At 67.8% G+C, this 14,870-nt stretch carries 17 protein-coding genes and 1 tRNA gene; 15 read left to right on the top strand and 3 right to left on the bottom strand.

Annotation, left to right across the window (positions count from 1 at the left end):
• Nucleotides 1–16: 16 nt before the first annotated feature.
• From IEY07_RS05590 to IEY07_RS05575, 4 genes are read left to right on the top strand one after another with little or no spacing between them, the layout of a single operon-like run.
• Complete coding sequence (locus IEY07_RS05590) at nt 17–217, top strand: ubiquitin-like protein Pup (protein ID WP_188894176.1); 201 nt, start codon at nt 17–19, stop codon at nt 215–217.
• 7 nt (nt 218–224) lie between these two features.
• Nucleotides 225–1,079 (top strand): proteasome subunit beta, encoded by an 855-nt coding sequence (gene prcB, locus IEY07_RS05585; protein ID WP_188894175.1) that lies wholly within the window; start codon nt 225–227, stop codon nt 1,077–1,079.
• Nucleotides 1,080–1,126: 47 nt separating this feature from the next.
• Nucleotides 1,127–1,843, top strand: a complete 717-nt coding sequence (prcA, locus tag IEY07_RS05580; protein ID WP_188894174.1) for a proteasome subunit alpha — start codon at nt 1,127–1,129, stop codon at nt 1,841–1,843.
• Nucleotides 1,840–2,946: a prephenate dehydrogenase gene (locus tag IEY07_RS05575; protein WP_188894173.1), complete on the top strand. Its 1,107-nt coding sequence runs from the start codon at nt 1,840–1,842 to the stop codon at nt 2,944–2,946. The genes prcA and IEY07_RS05575 overlap by 4 nt, the downstream gene beginning before the upstream one ends.
• Before the next feature lie 10 nt (nt 2,947–2,956).
• Here IEY07_RS05575 and IEY07_RS05570 read toward each other — a convergent pair whose 3' ends face one another.
• Nucleotides 2,957–3,706: a GolD/DthD family dehydrogenase gene (locus tag IEY07_RS05570; RefSeq protein WP_188894172.1), complete on the bottom strand. Its 750-nt coding sequence runs from the start codon at nt 3,704–3,706 to the stop codon at nt 2,957–2,959.
• A gap of 17 nt (nt 3,707–3,723) precedes the next feature.
• On the opposite strand from IEY07_RS05570, the gene cmk reads away from it, so the two are divergent.
• From cmk to IEY07_RS05525, 9 genes are all read left to right on the top strand, one after another.
• Nucleotides 3,724–4,428 (top strand): (d)CMP kinase, encoded by a 705-nt coding sequence (cmk, locus tag IEY07_RS05565; protein ID WP_188894171.1) that lies wholly within the window; start codon nt 3,724–3,726, stop codon nt 4,426–4,428.
• On the top strand, nt 4,425–5,234 hold the full coding sequence (locus IEY07_RS05560; protein WP_188894170.1) for a lysophospholipid acyltransferase family protein: 810 nt from the start codon (nt 4,425–4,427) through the stop codon (nt 5,232–5,234). The genes cmk and IEY07_RS05560 overlap by 4 nt, the downstream gene beginning before the upstream one ends.
• Nucleotides 5,231–6,616, top strand: a complete 1,386-nt coding sequence (der, locus tag IEY07_RS05555; RefSeq protein WP_188894169.1) for a ribosome biogenesis GTPase Der — start codon at nt 5,231–5,233, stop codon at nt 6,614–6,616. The genes IEY07_RS05560 and der overlap by 4 nt, the downstream gene beginning before the upstream one ends.
• 68 nt (nt 6,617–6,684) lie before the next feature.
• Nucleotides 6,685–6,758 (top strand) — tRNA-Pro (locus tag IEY07_RS05550).
• Nucleotides 6,759–7,183: 425 nt separating this feature from the next.
• Nucleotides 7,184–7,657 carry a hypothetical protein gene (locus IEY07_RS05545; RefSeq protein WP_188894168.1) on the top strand — a complete coding sequence of 158 codons (474 nt, stop codon included), beginning with the start codon at nt 7,184–7,186 and terminating at the stop codon, nt 7,655–7,657.
• A gap of 24 nt (nt 7,658–7,681) precedes the next feature.
• The gene (locus tag IEY07_RS05540; RefSeq protein ID WP_188894167.1) at nt 7,682–8,779 is read left to right on the top strand and encodes a threonine aldolase family protein; all 1,098 of its coding nucleotides are present in this window, start codon (nt 7,682–7,684) and stop codon (nt 8,777–8,779) included.
• 25 nt (nt 8,780–8,804) lie between these two features.
• On the top strand, nt 8,805–9,422 hold the full coding sequence (locus tag IEY07_RS05535; protein ID WP_188894166.1) for a DJ-1/PfpI family protein: 618 nt from the start codon (nt 8,805–8,807) through the stop codon (nt 9,420–9,422).
• Nucleotides 9,422–9,958: a MarR family winged helix-turn-helix transcriptional regulator gene (locus IEY07_RS05530; RefSeq protein WP_188894165.1), complete on the top strand. Its 537-nt coding sequence runs from the start codon at nt 9,422–9,424 to the stop codon at nt 9,956–9,958. Before IEY07_RS05535 ends, IEY07_RS05530 begins: the two co-directional genes overlap by 1 nt.
• Before the next feature lie 10 nt (nt 9,959–9,968).
• Nucleotides 9,969–11,129 carry a serpin family protein gene (locus IEY07_RS05525; RefSeq protein WP_188894164.1) on the top strand — a complete coding sequence of 387 codons (1,161 nt, stop codon included), beginning with the start codon at nt 9,969–9,971 and terminating at the stop codon, nt 11,127–11,129.
• Here IEY07_RS05525 and IEY07_RS05520 read toward each other — a convergent pair whose 3' ends face one another.
• The gene (locus IEY07_RS05520; protein WP_188894163.1) at nt 11,130–12,389 is read right to left on the bottom strand and encodes an MFS transporter; all 1,260 of its coding nucleotides are present in this window, start codon (nt 12,387–12,389) and stop codon (nt 11,130–11,132) included.
• A 62-nt stretch (nt 12,390–12,451) separates the two neighbouring features.
• Between IEY07_RS05520 and IEY07_RS05515 the strand changes: the two genes are divergently transcribed.
• The gene (locus IEY07_RS05515; RefSeq protein ID WP_188894162.1) at nt 12,452–13,024 is read left to right on the top strand and encodes a TetR/AcrR family transcriptional regulator; all 573 of its coding nucleotides are present in this window, start codon (nt 12,452–12,454) and stop codon (nt 13,022–13,024) included.
• A 38-nt stretch (nt 13,025–13,062) separates the two neighbouring features.
• On the opposite strand, the gene IEY07_RS05510 is transcribed toward IEY07_RS05515, so the two are convergent.
• Complete coding sequence (locus IEY07_RS05510; protein ID WP_229669799.1) at nt 13,063–13,983, bottom strand: aldo/keto reductase; 921 nt, start codon at nt 13,981–13,983, stop codon at nt 13,063–13,065.
• Between the two features lie 80 nt (nt 13,984–14,063).
• On the opposite strand from IEY07_RS05510, the gene IEY07_RS05505 reads away from it, so the two are divergent.
• On the top strand, nt 14,064–14,810 hold the full coding sequence (locus IEY07_RS05505; RefSeq protein ID WP_188894160.1) for an IclR family transcriptional regulator: 747 nt from the start codon (nt 14,064–14,066) through the stop codon (nt 14,808–14,810).
• The last annotated feature ends 60 nt before the right edge of the window (nt 14,811–14,870 follow it).

Below are 14,870 nucleotides of genomic sequence, written 5' to 3'. Positions count from 1 at the left end.
CTGGAGAGGAGCGATCATGGCCGAGTCGGAGCAGAACCGACGTCAGTCGCGCAGCCGCGAGGACGACACCGAGGAACTGGAGAGCGCACCGCTGGGCGGCGCCAAGAAGCCCGAGTTGGACTCCGAGGTGGATTCGCTGCTCGACGAGATTGACGACGTCCTGGAGACCAATGCCGAGGAGTTCGTCCGGTCGTTCGTCCAGAAAGGTGGTCAGTGATCCGCCGATGAGCGACTACCGAGATCATGCCGGCCTGTCCAGCACGTTCCTGCGGGCTGGCACGTCGTCGTTCACCGAATTCGTCTCCCTGATCGCGCCGCAGACGCTGCCGGGTGCTCGGGTCGCCTCGGGTGCGCTCGGAACCGGTAGCGCGGCCCACCTCACCGCGCACGCGACGACGATCCTCGCGCTGTGTTACCAGGGTGGTGTCGTGATGGCCGGCGATCGCCGGGCCACCGCGGGCAACATGATCGCCCAGAACGACATCCAGAAGGTGTTCGCGGCCGATGAGCAGTCGTTGATCGGCATCGCCGGCGCCGCCGGGATCGGAATCGAGCTGATCGGGCTGTTCCAACTGGAACTGGAGCACTACGAGAAGATCGAGGGCGCCCCGTTGTCCACGATCGGCAAGGCCAATCGGCTGTCGACGATCCTGCGACAGAATCTCGGGCTGGCCATGCAGGGACTTGCCGCGGTGCCGTTGTTCGCCGGTTGGGACGACGCCGAGGGTCGCGGTCGGATCTTCTCCTACGATCCCGTCGGCGGTCGGTACGAGGAGCGCGCGTACCACGCGATCGGGTCCGGATCGATCTTCGCCCGGGGATCGGTCAAGAAGCTCTACCGTGACGACTTCACCGCCGAAGAGGCGGTGCTTGCGGCGTTGCAGGGCCTCTACGACGCGGCTGAGGACGACTCGGCGACGGGCGGCCCGGATCTGGCCCGCCGGATCTATCCGGTGGTGTGGACCGCAAGCCTCGACGGCGCCGAGCGGATCGGTGACGACCGGGTCGGGGAGTTCATCGACCAGATCGTCGCCGGCCGCCGGACGCGTCCGGACGGACCCGCAGCCCCCGTCCTCTAGTCAGCCGAAAGCCAGCCCGCAGCAGGGACCAGGAAGGGACCAAACCTATGTCGATGCCGTTCTACGTCGCGCCCGAGCAACAGATGAAGGATCGGGCCGACTATGCGCGGAAGGGCATTGCACGTGGCCGGTCGGTGATCGTGATCGACTACGCCGACGGCATCCTGTTCGTCGCCGAGAACCGGTCTCAGGCGCTGCACAAGGTGAGCGAGATCTACGACCGGATCGGTTTCGCCGCGGTCGGCCGGTACAACGAATTCGAGAATCTGCGGATCGCCGGCATCCGGCACGCCGATTTCCGCGGCTACAGCTACGACCGCAGCGATGTCACCGGTCGCGCGCTGGCCAACGCGTACGCCCAGTTGCTCGGCACGATCTTCTCCTCGGGCGGAGAGAAGCCGTACGAGGTGGAGTTGATCGTCGCCGAGCTCGGAGAGACCCCCGAAACCGACCAGATCTATCGGCTGACCTACGACGGTTCGGTCCAGGACGAGGACCACTACGCGGTGATGGGCGGTTCGGCCGACGCCATCGCCCAGACGCTTGAGGAGCAATACGCCACCGGTCTCGGGCTCGCCGCAGCGGTCCAACTGGCCGTCCGGGCGTTGGAGTCCGACGGCGCCGAACCGCGCCAGCTCGGCGTCGGATCCCTCGAGGTGGCGATCCTGGACCGGCGCCGGACCCAGCCGCGCAAGTTCCGCCGGATCGTCGGTCCTCGGCTGGCCGAACTGCTCGCCGGCAGCGCTGAAGGCACGCAGCCATGAGCCTGTCGCCCGCCGTCGTGATCGGCGCCGGGCTGGTGGGCGCCTCGGTCGGCTGTGCGCTGACCAAGGCCGGTCACCGGGTGCATCTGGAGGATCGCAACGCCTCGCACGTCCAGGTGGCGGCCGGCATCGGCGCCGGGACGTCGGAGCCTGCGGTGCCAGACGAGGTCCGATTGGTAGTGGTGGCCGTGCCGCCCGCCGCACTGGCGGCGGTGATCATAGACGCCCTGGACCGGTTCCCACGGGCCACGGTGACCGATGTCGGCTCAGTCAAGGCCGGGGTGCTGAACGCTCTGTGGGACAGCGGCGGCGACGTCACGCGCTACGTCGGTTCGCACCCGATGGCCGGTTCGCAGTTCAGCGGCCCGCTGACCGCCCAGGCTGATCTCTTCCACGACCGCACCTGGGTGATCGCGCCGCACCGTAAGTCGTCTGCTGCCGCGACCCAGGACGTACGCGATCTGGTCGCGGCCTGCGGTGCCAACGAAGTGATCATGGACGTCGACATCCACGACTCGGCGGTGGCCCGCGTCTCCCACGTGCCGCATCTGATGAGCGTGCTGATGGCCGGCCACCTCAACGAGGTGCCCGTCGAACAGCTCCAGCTGGCCGGCCAGGGACTCCGTGACGTCACCCGGATCGCGGGCAGCGATCCCGACCTGTGGGAACAGATCCTGGGCGCGAACTCTGCCGCTGTACTGCCCGAACTGCGGGCCGTACAGCATCAGCTCGACACCTTGATCTCTGCGATCGAGAGCGATGGGACGGCCGGTGCCCAAGCCCATGCAGTATTGGCCCATCTTGAACGGGGACTGGCGGGCACCCGCCGGATCCCGGGCAAGCATGGGGCGGCACCGGTTCAATATCGGCAACTCGTGGTCGAGATCCCGGACGCTCCGGGTGCCCTGTCGCGGCTGTTCGCCGATGTCGCCCAGGCCGGGGTCAACGTCGAGGACATCTCCATCCAGCACGATCCCGATCGCCAGGTCGGCTATCTGTCGCTGGCTGTCGCCCCGGACCAGGCCGATGCACTGGTCGGGTCGATGACCGACGCCGGCTGGGCGATCGGCGACTCGGATCCGTCCTCCGACAGCGCCGGCTGAGGCGGAAGCCTCAGCGGGCCAGGAAGCCCCCGTCCACCGGAAGATCCGTGCCGTTGATCATCAATGAGGCGTCCGAGGCGAGGAAGAGCGCGGCCGCAGCGATCTCCTCCGGTTCGGCGAACCGGCCGGCGGGGATCAGCTGTTTGAAGGCATCGCCTTCCGGACCTGACCATGCGTAGCGGCCGAGTTCGGTCAGCACCACGGTCGGCGAGATGGTGTTGGCGCGTACCCCGCGCCCGCCCCATTCCAGCGCCAGCACCCGGGTGAGCCCGATCACGCCCGCCTTGGACGCACAGTAGGCGGCATGCTTGTCCAGCGCGGCGCTCGCGGCCTGGGACGCGAGATTGATGATGCTGCCCGAGCCCTGCTGCAGCATCAGCCGGCCGACCGCCTGGGCGACCAGGAAGGTGCCGCGCAGATTCACGGCGAGGGTGGGATCCCAGATGTCGAGTCCCAATTCCTCGGCGGGCGCCAGCGGGCCGATGCCGGCCGAGTTCACCAGGACATCGATCCGGCCGAAGTCGTCCGCGACCCGGCCGACCGTGGAGGTCACCGAATCCGGGTCGGTGACGTCCAGGCCGTACGCCTTGGCCGGCCCCCCGAGCGCGCGGGCCCGCTCGGCCGCAGAGTCGGTATTGAGATCGGCGATCGCGATCCGGGCGCCCCGGCCGGCGAAGAGCTGACAGATCGCCCAGCCGATCCCGGACGCGCCACCGGTGACCAACACAGCCTTGTTGTCGAGACTGAAATCGATGTCCATACAGGTAGTGTGGCCCCGTGCCCGATGCCAGTAGCCGCCAGCCGGCAGATCGCTTCGTCGTCGCCATCGACGGTCCGAGCGGCTCGGGCAAGTCCTCGACCGCACGCGGGGTCGCCGAGCGGATGGGATACGCCTACCTCGACACCGGCGCGATGTATCGGGCCGCGACCTGGCTGGTCCTGAACTCCGATGTCGATGCCGCCGAGCAGCCGCTGGTGGCCAAACTGATCGCCGAGGCGGACTTCGGGATCGGCACCGATCCGAAGGCGCCGGTATTCACCGTCAACGGCCTCGACGTCACCCAGGCGATCCGGGAACCGCAGATCAGCGCTTCGGTGAGCAAGGTCGCGACCAACCTCGACGTCCGCCGGATGCTGATCGCCCGGCAGCAGGAGATCATCGCCGCGGCGGCGCCCGGGATCGTGGCGGAGGGCCGCGACATCACCACCGTGGTCGCCCCTGATGCGCCGGTCAGGGTGCTGCTGGTCGCCGATCCGGCCGCCCGGGTGGCGCGCCGGCAGACCGAACTCGGCGGCCAGGTGACGATCTCCGACGTCCGCGACCAGGTCATCCGACGCGACCGCGACGACTCGACGGTCGCCCAGTTCGAGGCGGCGGCGCCGGGCGTGACGGTGATCGACTCCACCGACCTCACCCTCGCCCAGGTGATCGACCGGATCTGCGATCTGATCGACACCGCTGGGAGGACAATGGATGTGTGAGCCTGGGGACATTGGCGGGACTTCCGCATACTGAGCAGCTGCCTCGACGGCGGGACCTGATCTTCCGGACTCTTCGGCAACCCACCCGCTGGTTGATGACCCACTACTGGCACATCCGGATCCATGGCCGGGAGCAGCTGCCGCCCCGCGGTCCGATGATCCTGGTCGCCAACCACGTCGGCGTGATCGACGGACCGCTGATGGTGGTCGTCCATCCGCAGCCGGCGTTTGCGCTGGCCAAGGTGGAGTTGTTCACCGGGGCCCTGGGCAAGGCACTGGACTACGTCGGTCAGATCTCCATCGATCGGCGCCGGGCCGACCTCCGCGGCGTGACCCGGGCCATCCACCTGCTGCGGACGGGTGGGGTGCTGACGATCTTCCCGGAGGGCAAGCGGACCGGCGGCGAGGTCGCGTACGCTCACCGCGGCGCCGCGTATCTGGCGATGGTCACCGGCGCGCCGGTCGTCCCGGTGGCCCTGCTGGGAACTCGCGGGCCCGGTCACACGACCGGTCATGTTCCGAGCTACCACTCGCCGATCCATGTCTGCTACGGACGGCCGATGCAGATTCCGGCGGTACCCTGGCCGAGGACAAAAATCGCGGTCGCGGAATGGACCGAGAAGATTCGTACGACTCTGGCCGAGCACATCGCCAGTTCGGCGGAGCTGACCGGTATGCAATTGCCCGGCCCGCCGGGGGAACGGCGGCCCAAGCCGTCGCGCCGCGATTTCCTGGGCCCCCGACTCAGGAAGACGATTCGCCGGTCGCGTGAGACGCGACCGCAGCTACCGACAGGTGACAGATGACCGACACGACCGACGCCAACACGATTGACGTGAGCGCGATCGATGACAGACCGCTCGCGGCGGCACCACCGCCGGTTGTGGCCGTTGTCGGGCGGCCGAATGTCGGCAAGTCGACCCTGGTCAACCGGCTGATCGGCCGTCGCGCTGCAGTCGTCCAGGACACGCCGGGCGTCACGCGCGACCGGGTGTCGTACGACGCCGTCTGGAACGGTCGGCAGTTCGTCGTGGTCGACACCGGCGGCTGGGCCCCGGACGCGCAGGGGATGGCGGCCCAGATCGCCGAACAGGCCGAGCTGGCGATCGCCGCAGCGGACGCTGTGGTGTTCGTCGTCGACACCCACGTCGGGGTGCTGGACGACGATGACGCGGTCGTCCGCGTCCTGCGGCGCAGCAAGAAGCCGGTGCTGCTGGTGGCCAACAAGGTTGACGACCAGCGGGCCGAGGCGGAGGCTGCGGCGATGTGGAATCTCGGGCTCGGCGAGCCGCACCCGGTGTCGGCGCTGACCGGCCGGGGCAGCGGCGACCTGCTGGACGCGATCCTGGACATCCTGCCCGAGGCACCGCGTGAGGCGGTCGAGGAGGGCGGCCCGCGGCGGGTGGCCATCGTGGGCAAGCCGAATGTCGGAAAGTCGAGCCTGCTGAACAAGCTCGCCAACCAGCAGCGTTCGGTGGTCGACAACGCCTCCGGGACCACCGTTGATCCGGTTGACGAGCTGGTCGAGATCAACGGCGTCGTCTATCGGCTGATCGACACCGCGGGCATTCGCCGGCGTGTCAAGGAGGCCAGTGGCCACGAGTTCTACGCCAGCCTGCGCACCCAGGGCGCGATCGAACGCGCCGAGGTCTGCATCGTGGTGATCGATGCCAGCGAGCCGTTGTCCGAACAGGACCTGCGGATCCTGACCAATGTCGAGGAATCCGGCCGGGCGCTGCTGATCGCCTTCAACAAATGGGACCTGACCGATGAGGAACGGCGCCGCTATCTGGACCGGGAGATCGAACGGGACCTGGTCCAGTTCGGCTGGGCCGGCTCGGTCAACATGTCGGCGCTCACCGGCCGTCACCTGGACCGGCTCGGTCCGGCCATCGAGGAGGCTCTGGCGGGCTGGGAGACCCGGGTGCCGACCGGCAAGCTGAACGCCTTCTTCGGGCGCCTGGTCGCCTCGCATCCGCATCCGGTGCGCGGCGGGAAGCAGCCGCGGATCCTGTTCGGCACCCAGGCCCAGGCCGGCCCGCCGACCTTCATCCTCTTCACCTCAGGCCGGATGGACGCGAGCTACGTCCGCTTCGTCGAGCGCCGGTTGCGCGAGGAGTTCGGCTTCCACGGCAGCCCCATCCATCTGTCGATCCGGCCGCGGGAGAAGCGCAAAGAACGCTCCTGATCCTTGAGCGGATGCCTGCGGCGGGATCGAGGTGTAGTAGTGTTTTCCCTCGGCTCGTAAGGGCCGATCGGGCTGTGGCGCAGTTGGTTAGCGTGCCGGTCTGGGGGACCGGAGGCCGCGGGTTCAAGTCCCGCCAGCCCGACGATGTGATCGATATGAGGGGCGTGTTCCGTAACGGGACATGCCCCTCTGTTTTGGCTGGGTTGGACCTGTGATGTCCCGCGGATGCTCGGATTCTGTACCCACGACCTGTGCGTTTGCCACCACGTGGTGCAATTCGCCGCGGTGGTCGGATTCCGTACGGTTGTGCCCGCGCTTGGCCGCTGTTTTCCCGGCCATGGCCGGATTCTGTACGCCTGGCTAGGCCGGTCGAGTTCGAGGCCGAAGAGCCCAAGGCGACCTTGGGACTGACTGTAGGCCCGGCTGCCGCGGTACGAGGTCCGCGAAGGACCGTTCGAAGCGATCGAATCCTCGTGCGCCAGTGCAGGTCCGAGTAGCCCGAGCGCTCCGTACCGATGATCTTCAGCGCTTTCGCAAGGCGTACGCCGCGCAGCCATACTGTAGTGCGTGGCACATGACATCGAAGGCGGAGCAGGTTGGGTGATCCGGGGTAGCGATCTGCGCCCCAAGATCACCGACTTGGCGGCGTTCCGTGGAGCGATGGCGACGGACCGTCTGGCTGAGCCGATCGAACTTCTGTGGAGCGGCGACCCCTCGGGGGCTCTGCGGCTGCTGGCAGCTGAGGAGCCGACGCTGCGTGTGCGAGCACTTCGCGCCGATTGTCTGCGCGATCTCGGCGAGGCCTCTGCGGCCGTCCAGGAGTATGACTCGCTCGTTGCGGAGACGGTGGGTACTGCTCGAGAAGCTTCGATGCGTCAGCATCGCGGGAAGGCGCTCCTGTCGGCCGGGCGAGCCGCAGAGGCGGTGCAGGACTTCCGCGCAGTCATCGAGCTCCGAAGTGACGCTGATCCGACCCTGCTGGACTCAGCCCGGCAGGCATTGGAGGTCGCAGCATTGGTGGCCTCGAGCGAGGTGGCCTAGCCTTCTTCGGTTAGCGTGCTGCCCGTGACCGATGATCTTGCCGGGCGTTTCCGCAAGGCGTACGCCGCTGCCTCCGAAACGACTTCCTGGCGTCGCCCCGCCGACCCCGCGACAGCTTTCGCCGCTCTGGCCGCGGCCTGCACCGAACTCGGCATCGACGAGTGGGATCTGTACGCGGGCCACGGAGCCGTCGAACGTCTGGAACAGGAACTCACCACCCTGCTGGGCAAGCCGGCTGCGGCGTACTTCCCGAGCGGTGTGATGGCCCAGCAGGTCGCGCTGCGGATCCATGCCGACCGGTCCGGCAGCAGGCGCGTCGCGCTGCCCGATCTGAGTCATCTGCTGGTGCACGAGGAGGACGGCCCGCGGATCCTGCAGGACCTGCGGTTCGAATTCCTTACTCGAGGGTTCCAGCCGCCCCATGTGGACCAGCTGGCCGCGATCCCCGGACGGCTCGCCGCCGTGCTAGTCGAGTTGCCGCTGCGCGATGCGGGCTGCCTGTTGCCGACCTTCGAAGAACTGGCCGACCTGTCGGCCGGCTGCCGGGAGCGGGGCATCGCGCTGCACGTCGACGGTGCCCGGATCTGGGAGTCCCAGGATCATTTCGGGCGTTCGCTGGCCGAGATCGCCGAGCTGGCCGACACGGTGTATGTCTCGTTCTACAAGGGATTGGGCGGCCTGGCCGGGTCGGCTCTGCTGGGCTCGGAGGACCTGATCGCGGAAGCCAGGCTGTGGCGCCGGAGGATGGGCGGAACGATCTACCGCAACACCGCGGAAGCCGTCTCGGCGCTGGTCGGGCTGCGGGATCGGCTGCCGCTGATGGCCGACTGCGCCGCCTGGGCACGGTCCTTCGCGGCGGCACTGCCGGAATCGATCACCGTGCAGCCGCCGGTGCCGCACACCAACCAGTTCCTGATCTTCACCGGTGGCGATCCGGACAAGATCAACGAGCGGCTGGTCGCGTACGCCGAATCCAGCGGCCTGGCGCTCGGCAGTCCCTGGCGAGCGACCAGCGAACCGGGCCGGGCCGTGTCCGAGCTGAACATCGGCGACGGCGCACTTGAACTCGATCCGGTGGAGCTGGCGGCGGCTGTCGCCGAGATCGCGGCCGACACGATGTAGTACCGAGAGCAATACCGATGACCCATTGACTGAGAACCGCGTACGCGTCGCCCATCTGGCGGTCTACGACACCCTGGCCGACTGGGAATACGGGCACCTGGCCGTCGAGCTGCGGACCGGCCGCTTTACCGGCGTGCCGTACGAGATCCGTACCGTCGCCGAGACCCTGGACCCGATCACCACGATGGGCGGGCTGCGGGTGCTGCCCGACCTGACGCTGTCCGACCTGGACCCGGCGGACAGCGGCCTGCTGATCCTGACCGGCTCCGGCTTCTGGGACGACGGCGGCGGCGAGCCGTTCCTCGACGCCGCACGGGCGTTCCTGGACGCCGGGGTGCCGGTCGCCGGGATCTGCGGAGCGACGTCGGGTCTGGCCCGTGCCGGACTGCTGGACGAACGCCGGCACACCAGCGCGGCGCCGGAATACCTGGCCGCGACCGGCTATCGGGGCGCCGCACACCACGTGGACGAACGCGCCGTCGCCGACCACGGAGTCGTCACGGCCGGTCCGCAGTCGGCCGTGCAGTTCGCTTCCGCCACCCTCGGGCTGCTCGGACTCGCCACGCCGACCCGGCTGGAGGCGTACGAGGGCGTCTTCCACCGGGCCGATCCGGCCGCGTACCCGATCTTGATGGCGGGCTGATGGGAGCGCGACCGGACGGGAATCCTCCGACGCCTCCGCGGGAGCAATGGCCGGATGCTCCGCCGCACAGCAGAGACGGCCAGGTGCTGACCGAGCTGGTTCTCACGGTGTTCCGGCTCAACGGCGAGTTGCTCGAGGCGGCGCAGCAGATGGCGGCTGCGGGGGACATCACCGCAGCCTGGTGGCAGGTGCTCGGCGGCGTACCGGACGAGCCGCGCAGCGTCGCCGAGATCGGCCGGATCATGGGCATGAGCCGGCAGGCCGTGCAGCGGATCGCCGACATCCTGGTCGACCGCGGGCTGGCCGAATACCGGCCCAACCCGACCCACCGACGGGCCAAACTGTTGGTCCGGACCGAGGCCGGCAACTATGCGCTCCGGCGGATCAGCTTCGGCCAGCATCCCTGGACCGATTCGCTGGGCCACCAGGTCGGACACGACCGGCTGCAGACGACGTTGGAGGTGCTGCAGCAGTTGGTCCGGCTGGTGGAGCAGCAGCCACCGGAATCCCGGGAGCCTCGACCACCTGCCGCGTAGTGTCGTGGGGGTGAGCGCACAACAGGCAGACGTCGCGGGGTCGGTCCGGGCTTTCACCGCGGAGCTGTACGGGCGGTTGGCCTCGAGCGCGGACGCGGGCAACGGCTCGAGGAATGGCTCGGGAAACATCGTCGTGTCGCCGTATTCGGCGGCGGCCGCTCTCGGCATGACTCTGGAGGGTGCGCGGGGTGAGACGGCGGCGCAGATCGGCCGGGTGCTGCACGTCGCACCCGACGACGGCTCGGCCTTCGGCGGCCTCGGCACTGAACTGGCCGGCGCGGGGGAGACCCCGGCCGGGGTCACGCTCGATCTCGCCAATTCCCTGTGGGCGCAGCAGGATCTGGGCTGGAAGCAGGAATTCCTGACCGCGCTGGAGACCGGCTACAAGGCCGCGTTCCAGCAGGTCGACTTCAAGGCAGACACCGGCGCTGCCGTTGACCGGATCAACCGCTGGGTCGCCGAGCAGACCCACGACAAGATCACCGAACTCTTCAGGCCCGGGATGCTGGACGCCGACGCCCGGTTGGTGCTGGTCAACGCCGCCTACTTCAAGGCGACCTGGGACCAGCCGTTCACCGATCCGACCGTCGACCGGCGCTTCACCCTGGCCGACGGCACGACCGTGAAGCTGTCGACCATGTCCGAGACGCTGAAGAAGGTCGGCCTGCACGAGGGCCCGGGCTGGCAGGCTCTCCAGCTCAACTTCGTCGGCGACCGGATCGCGATGGCGCTGGTGCTGCCCGACGGTTCTCTGACCGACCTGGAGCAGTCCCTGTCCGAGGACGTCATCGCTGAGCTCCTGAAGCCGTACCGCACGGTCGGCTCGTTGCATGTCCAGCTGCCGAAGTGGGCCTTCCGCTCCCGCTACGAGCTGACCGACCAGCTGAGCCGGCTGGGGATGCCGCTCGCGTTCGACCGCCGGTCAGCCGACTTCAGCGGGATGACCGACGACGAACCATTGGTGATCGGCACGGTCATCCAGGAGGCGTACGTCGCCGTCGACGAGCAGGGCGCCGAGGCCGCCGCGGCAACCGGCGTTGGCATGGTGCGCGCGGCGGCACTCGCCCGTCCGCGGGAGTTGATCTTCGACCGACCGTTCTTGTTCATGATCTTCGACCGTCAGTCCCGGGTGCCGATCTTCATCGGCCGGGTGACCGATCCGCGCGCGTGATCAAGCAGGGGTCGGGGTTGCGCGGCGGCAGCCGCTGAAGGCGTACAGGCCCGCGAGCAGGGCGCCGATGATCAACACTCCGGCGACCAGCGCAACCGAGTGGGGTACGCCGATCGCGGTGCCCAGGATGCTGAGCGTGACACCGTTGAAGGTGCGCATGCCTGAGGAGAACATGCCGTAGACACCGAACACCCGGCCACGTTCGCCGGCAGGCGCCTCGAGTTGCACGATGCTCTGGGTGATCGACATCGAGCCCATGTTGGCCACGCCGCCGATCACCAGCACGATCACTGCGAGCAGATAGCTGCCGGTGGTGGCGAAGGCCAGCGTCGTGATGCCGAACAGGACTGAACAGATCACCGCCCATTTCATGATCGGCTTGATCGCCCGGGTTGCCTCGAGCAGGAAGCCGCCCAGTACACCGCCGGCCCCGTTGGCGAACAGCAGTACGCCGTAGGCCGTACCGCTGGTACCCGACCCGAGCTTGCCGGCGAAGATCGGCATCGACACCTGGAGGGCATTTCCGACGGTGACCGCGGTCAGCCCGGACAGGATGATCATGCTGACCAGGACGCGGTTGTACCAGACCTTGCGCAGTACCCGGATCGAGTCGATGATCGTCACCCGCTGGCCGGTACTGACCAGCTCGCGGGTGTGGCCGGTGTACGGGATCCGCATCATCAGGAGCTGCATCGGCAGGTAGAAGGCGACGTTGGCCCAGATGCCCCAGATCGGTCCGAGCCCGAGCAGCAGCGCCGAACCGACCGCGGGTCCGAAGAGCTGGCCGAGGCTGCGGAAGGTCGCATTCAGCCGGACCGCGCTCGGCAGCTCGTCCCGTTCGACGAAGTCGTGCAACATCAACTGTTCCGCCGGACCCCACATCGAGCCGGCCATGCCGTGCAGCACCAGGAGCACGCAGGCCATCCAGATTTGCAACGAGTGCGTCGCGAACAGCACGCCCCACATGATCGAGACGAACATGAACAGGCCCTGGGAGATGTTGATCAACCGGCGGCAGTCGAACCGCTCGGCCAGGCTGCCGAACCAGACGGACAACAGCAGGAACGGCAGCCAGTGGCTGATCACCTCGAAGCCCACCAGGGCAGGGGAATGGAACTTCTGCCAGAGCACCCAGTAGGTGATCACATGCTCGTTGTTGTCGCCCATCATCGACAGCCCGGCCGTGAAGAGGTACGGACGGGAGTGCCGGTTGCGGAGTGCGGCGAACTTCCGGGGTGCCGCGGATTCGGTACTGGTCATTGCACGCCGTACGTTAGCAGAGAAACGAGACACTCTGTCTCGTTATCTCATATACTGCCCCTATGACCACCAACCAGGCGCCTGGCCGACCGCGCAGTCAGGCCGCCAGGACCGCCGTCCTGCACGCCGTCGACGACCTGCTGCTCGAGCAGGGCTACGCGGCGATGACCATGAAGGGCATCGCGGAGCGCGCCGGAGTCGGCCGGCAGACCGTCTACCGGTGGTGGTCGACCAAGGCGGAGATCCTGATCGAGGCCACCGTAACCGATGCGCTGGACGAACTGGTCGCACCGGTCCGGCGTACGCCTCGGGCCGAGTTGACCAGCTTTCTTCAGCTGCTGGTCCGGTTCCTGACGGTGTCGCCGGCCGGACTGGCCTATCGTGCGCTACTCGGCCAGGCCCAGCACGACGAGGAGGTCGCCGGGCTGCTGGTGGCGACCGATCCACTGGCCGAGTCGGCCCGGATCGTGCTGGACCGGGTCAGGCCGGGGTTGGGCGGCATGCCCGAGACCGGCGAGGCGGTAGCCGAGTTGGTCGGTCCGATCGGCTACGCGATCCTGGCCCGCAGCGCGACCGGGCTTGACACAATGATCGAGCGCCAGGTCGACGGACTGCTGGCTTCCTGGGGCACCTGACCACGTCAGAGCTGGGAGGACGGCTGTGACAGCATCGATCAGGGGACGATGTAACCGGCCGCCGTGAAAAGCCGGTACCACTCCTCGCGGGTCAGGGGGACTTCCGACCCGGCGGCCGATTCCTTGACCCGGCTCGGCTTGGTGGTGCCGAGCACGACCTGGATGTCGGCCGGGTGGCGGGTGATCCAGGCGACGGCGATGCCGGTCGGCGTCACACCGTACTTGGCGGCGAGCTCGTCCAGTGCGTCGTTGAGCTCTGCGTAGTTCTCCCGGTCGTCGAGGAAGACGCCGTCGAAGAAGCCCTTCTGGAAGGGTGACCACGCCTGCAGCGTGATGTCGTTGAGCCGGGCATGGTCCAGCAGTCCGTTGTCGCGGACCACCGATTGGTCGAGGCCGGCCATGTTGGCGGCGATCCCGGAGGCGAACAGCGGCGCATGGGTGATGCTCAGCTGGACCTGGTTGAAGATCAGCGGCACGTTCAGCGAACGCTTCAGCAGTTCGATCTGGCCCGGCGTGTGGTTGGAGACCCCGAAGTGGCGCACCTTGCCCTCGCTGTGCAGCTGGTCGAACGCGGCCGCGACTTCATCAGGCTCGACCAGGGTGTCGGGACGATGCAACAGCAGCACGTCGAGGTAGTCGGTGCGCAGTGCCTCCAGCGACTCGGCGACCGAGCCGGTGATGTGCTCGGCGGAGAAGTCGAAGTAGCCCGGCCGGATGCCGACCTTGGACTGGATGATCACCTGCTCGCGATCGGCGGGGGAGAAGCTGATCGCGTCACCGAAGCGGCGTTCGCAGCCGTGCTCGCCGCCGTAGATGTCAGCGTGGTCGAAGAAGTTGATGCCCTCATCGCGTGCCGTGCCGACCAGTTCGCGGATCTGTTCATCGTCCAGTGACGAGATCCGCATCAGCCCGAGGACGACGTTGGAGGCCTGGAGATCTGTTCGGGAAGGAGTAAGCATCTTCACACCGATCATCCTTGCCCATCGACTGCGGGGCGACATCCCCAGGGTGTGCCGACCTGCTCGCTAGCCTGTCGGCCATGGAGTCCAGCTCGGGGAATGCAGTGGCGAAGGCGATTTCGGTCCTGCAGGCGCTGCGAAGCACCGGTGACGGCGGCAGCGCCCGGCAATTGGCCACCGTCGTCGCCATGCCACGGAGCACCGTTCAGCGGATCCTGTCCACCCTCGAGGATTCCGGCATGGTCGAGCAGGACTCGGTCGACCAGCGGTACCGGATCGGCCCGCAGGCCTTGTTGATCGGACTCGGTTACCGCAAGGGCCTTGATCTGGTCTCACTGGCCCGCCCGCTGATGATCCGGGTCAGGGACGAGGTCGAGGAGACGGTCGGGCTGTCGGTCCGGGTGGCCGACTCGCGGGTATTCATCGACGAGGTGCAGAGCAGGCAGCAGTTGCGCTTCGCCTCCGAGCTCGGACGGCGCTATCCGCTCTGGTCCGGCGCCAGCGGCCGCATCCTGATGTTGGATCTCGCCGACGACGAACTCGGCGAGGTGCTGGCCGACGAGAGCCAATCGGAGGCGGTTTATCGGGCAGTCTCGCCGCAGGACCGACGCAGCTTGCTGGAGCAGGCACGGCGCGACGACTTCGCTGTTGCTCGCAACGAGACGATCGACAACGTCAGTTCGATCGCGGTGCCGGTGCGTGATCTCGACGGAGCGGTCGTCGCCGCGTTGTCGATCAGCGGTCCGACGAGTCGGCTCGCCGCGGAGAAACTGGAGCAGGCCCGTGGGGTGCTGCGCGCCGCTGCAGCGTCGCTACGGCCGAGTTGAGCTAATCCCCGGTGATGCTGCCTGGAATATCCTATCGAACCTCTTGATCTTCCGTCCCGT

It is taken from the genome of Microlunatus endophyticus, from assembly GCF_014646195.1.
GTDB classification, from domain to species: domain Bacteria; phylum Actinomycetota; class Actinomycetes; order Propionibacteriales; family Propionibacteriaceae; genus Microlunatus; species Microlunatus endophyticus.
The sequence above is the reverse complement of the archived record's forward strand: the minus strand, read 5'-3'. Positions and strand labels throughout refer to the sequence as shown.

Excerpts from the sequence above, each read along its gene's own strand:
- IEY07_RS05510 (WP_229669799.1), bottom strand. The coding sequence starts at position 13,983 with ATGCTTACTCCTTCCCGAACAGATCTCCAGGCCTCCAACGTCGTCCTC.
- IEY07_RS05575 (WP_188894173.1), top strand. The coding sequence starts at position 1,840 with ATGAGCCTGTCGCCCGCCGTCGTGATCGGCGCCGGGCTGGTGGGCGCC.
- IEY07_RS05520 (WP_188894163.1), bottom strand. The coding sequence starts at position 12,389 with ATGACCAGTACCGAATCCGCGGCACCCCGGAAGTTCGCCGCACTCCGC.
- IEY07_RS05515 (WP_188894162.1), top strand. The coding sequence starts at position 12,452 with ATGACCACCAACCAGGCGCCTGGCCGACCGCGCAGTCAGGCCGCCAGG.
- IEY07_RS05530 (WP_188894165.1), top strand. The coding sequence starts at position 9,422 with ATGGGAGCGCGACCGGACGGGAATCCTCCGACGCCTCCGCGGGAGCAA.
- prcA (WP_188894174.1), top strand. The coding sequence starts at position 1,127 with ATGTCGATGCCGTTCTACGTCGCGCCCGAGCAACAGATGAAGGATCGG.
- IEY07_RS05590 (WP_188894176.1), top strand. The coding sequence starts at position 17 with ATGGCCGAGTCGGAGCAGAACCGACGTCAGTCGCGCAGCCGCGAGGAC.
- der (WP_188894169.1), top strand. The coding sequence starts at position 5,231 with ATGACCGACACGACCGACGCCAACACGATTGACGTGAGCGCGATCGAT.
- IEY07_RS05570 (WP_188894172.1), bottom strand. The coding sequence starts at position 3,706 with ATGGACATCGATTTCAGTCTCGACAACAAGGCTGTGTTGGTCACCGGT.
- prcB (WP_188894175.1), top strand. The coding sequence starts at position 225 with ATGAGCGACTACCGAGATCATGCCGGCCTGTCCAGCACGTTCCTGCGG.
- IEY07_RS05505 (WP_188894160.1), top strand. The coding sequence starts at position 14,064 with ATGGAGTCCAGCTCGGGGAATGCAGTGGCGAAGGCGATTTCGGTCCTG.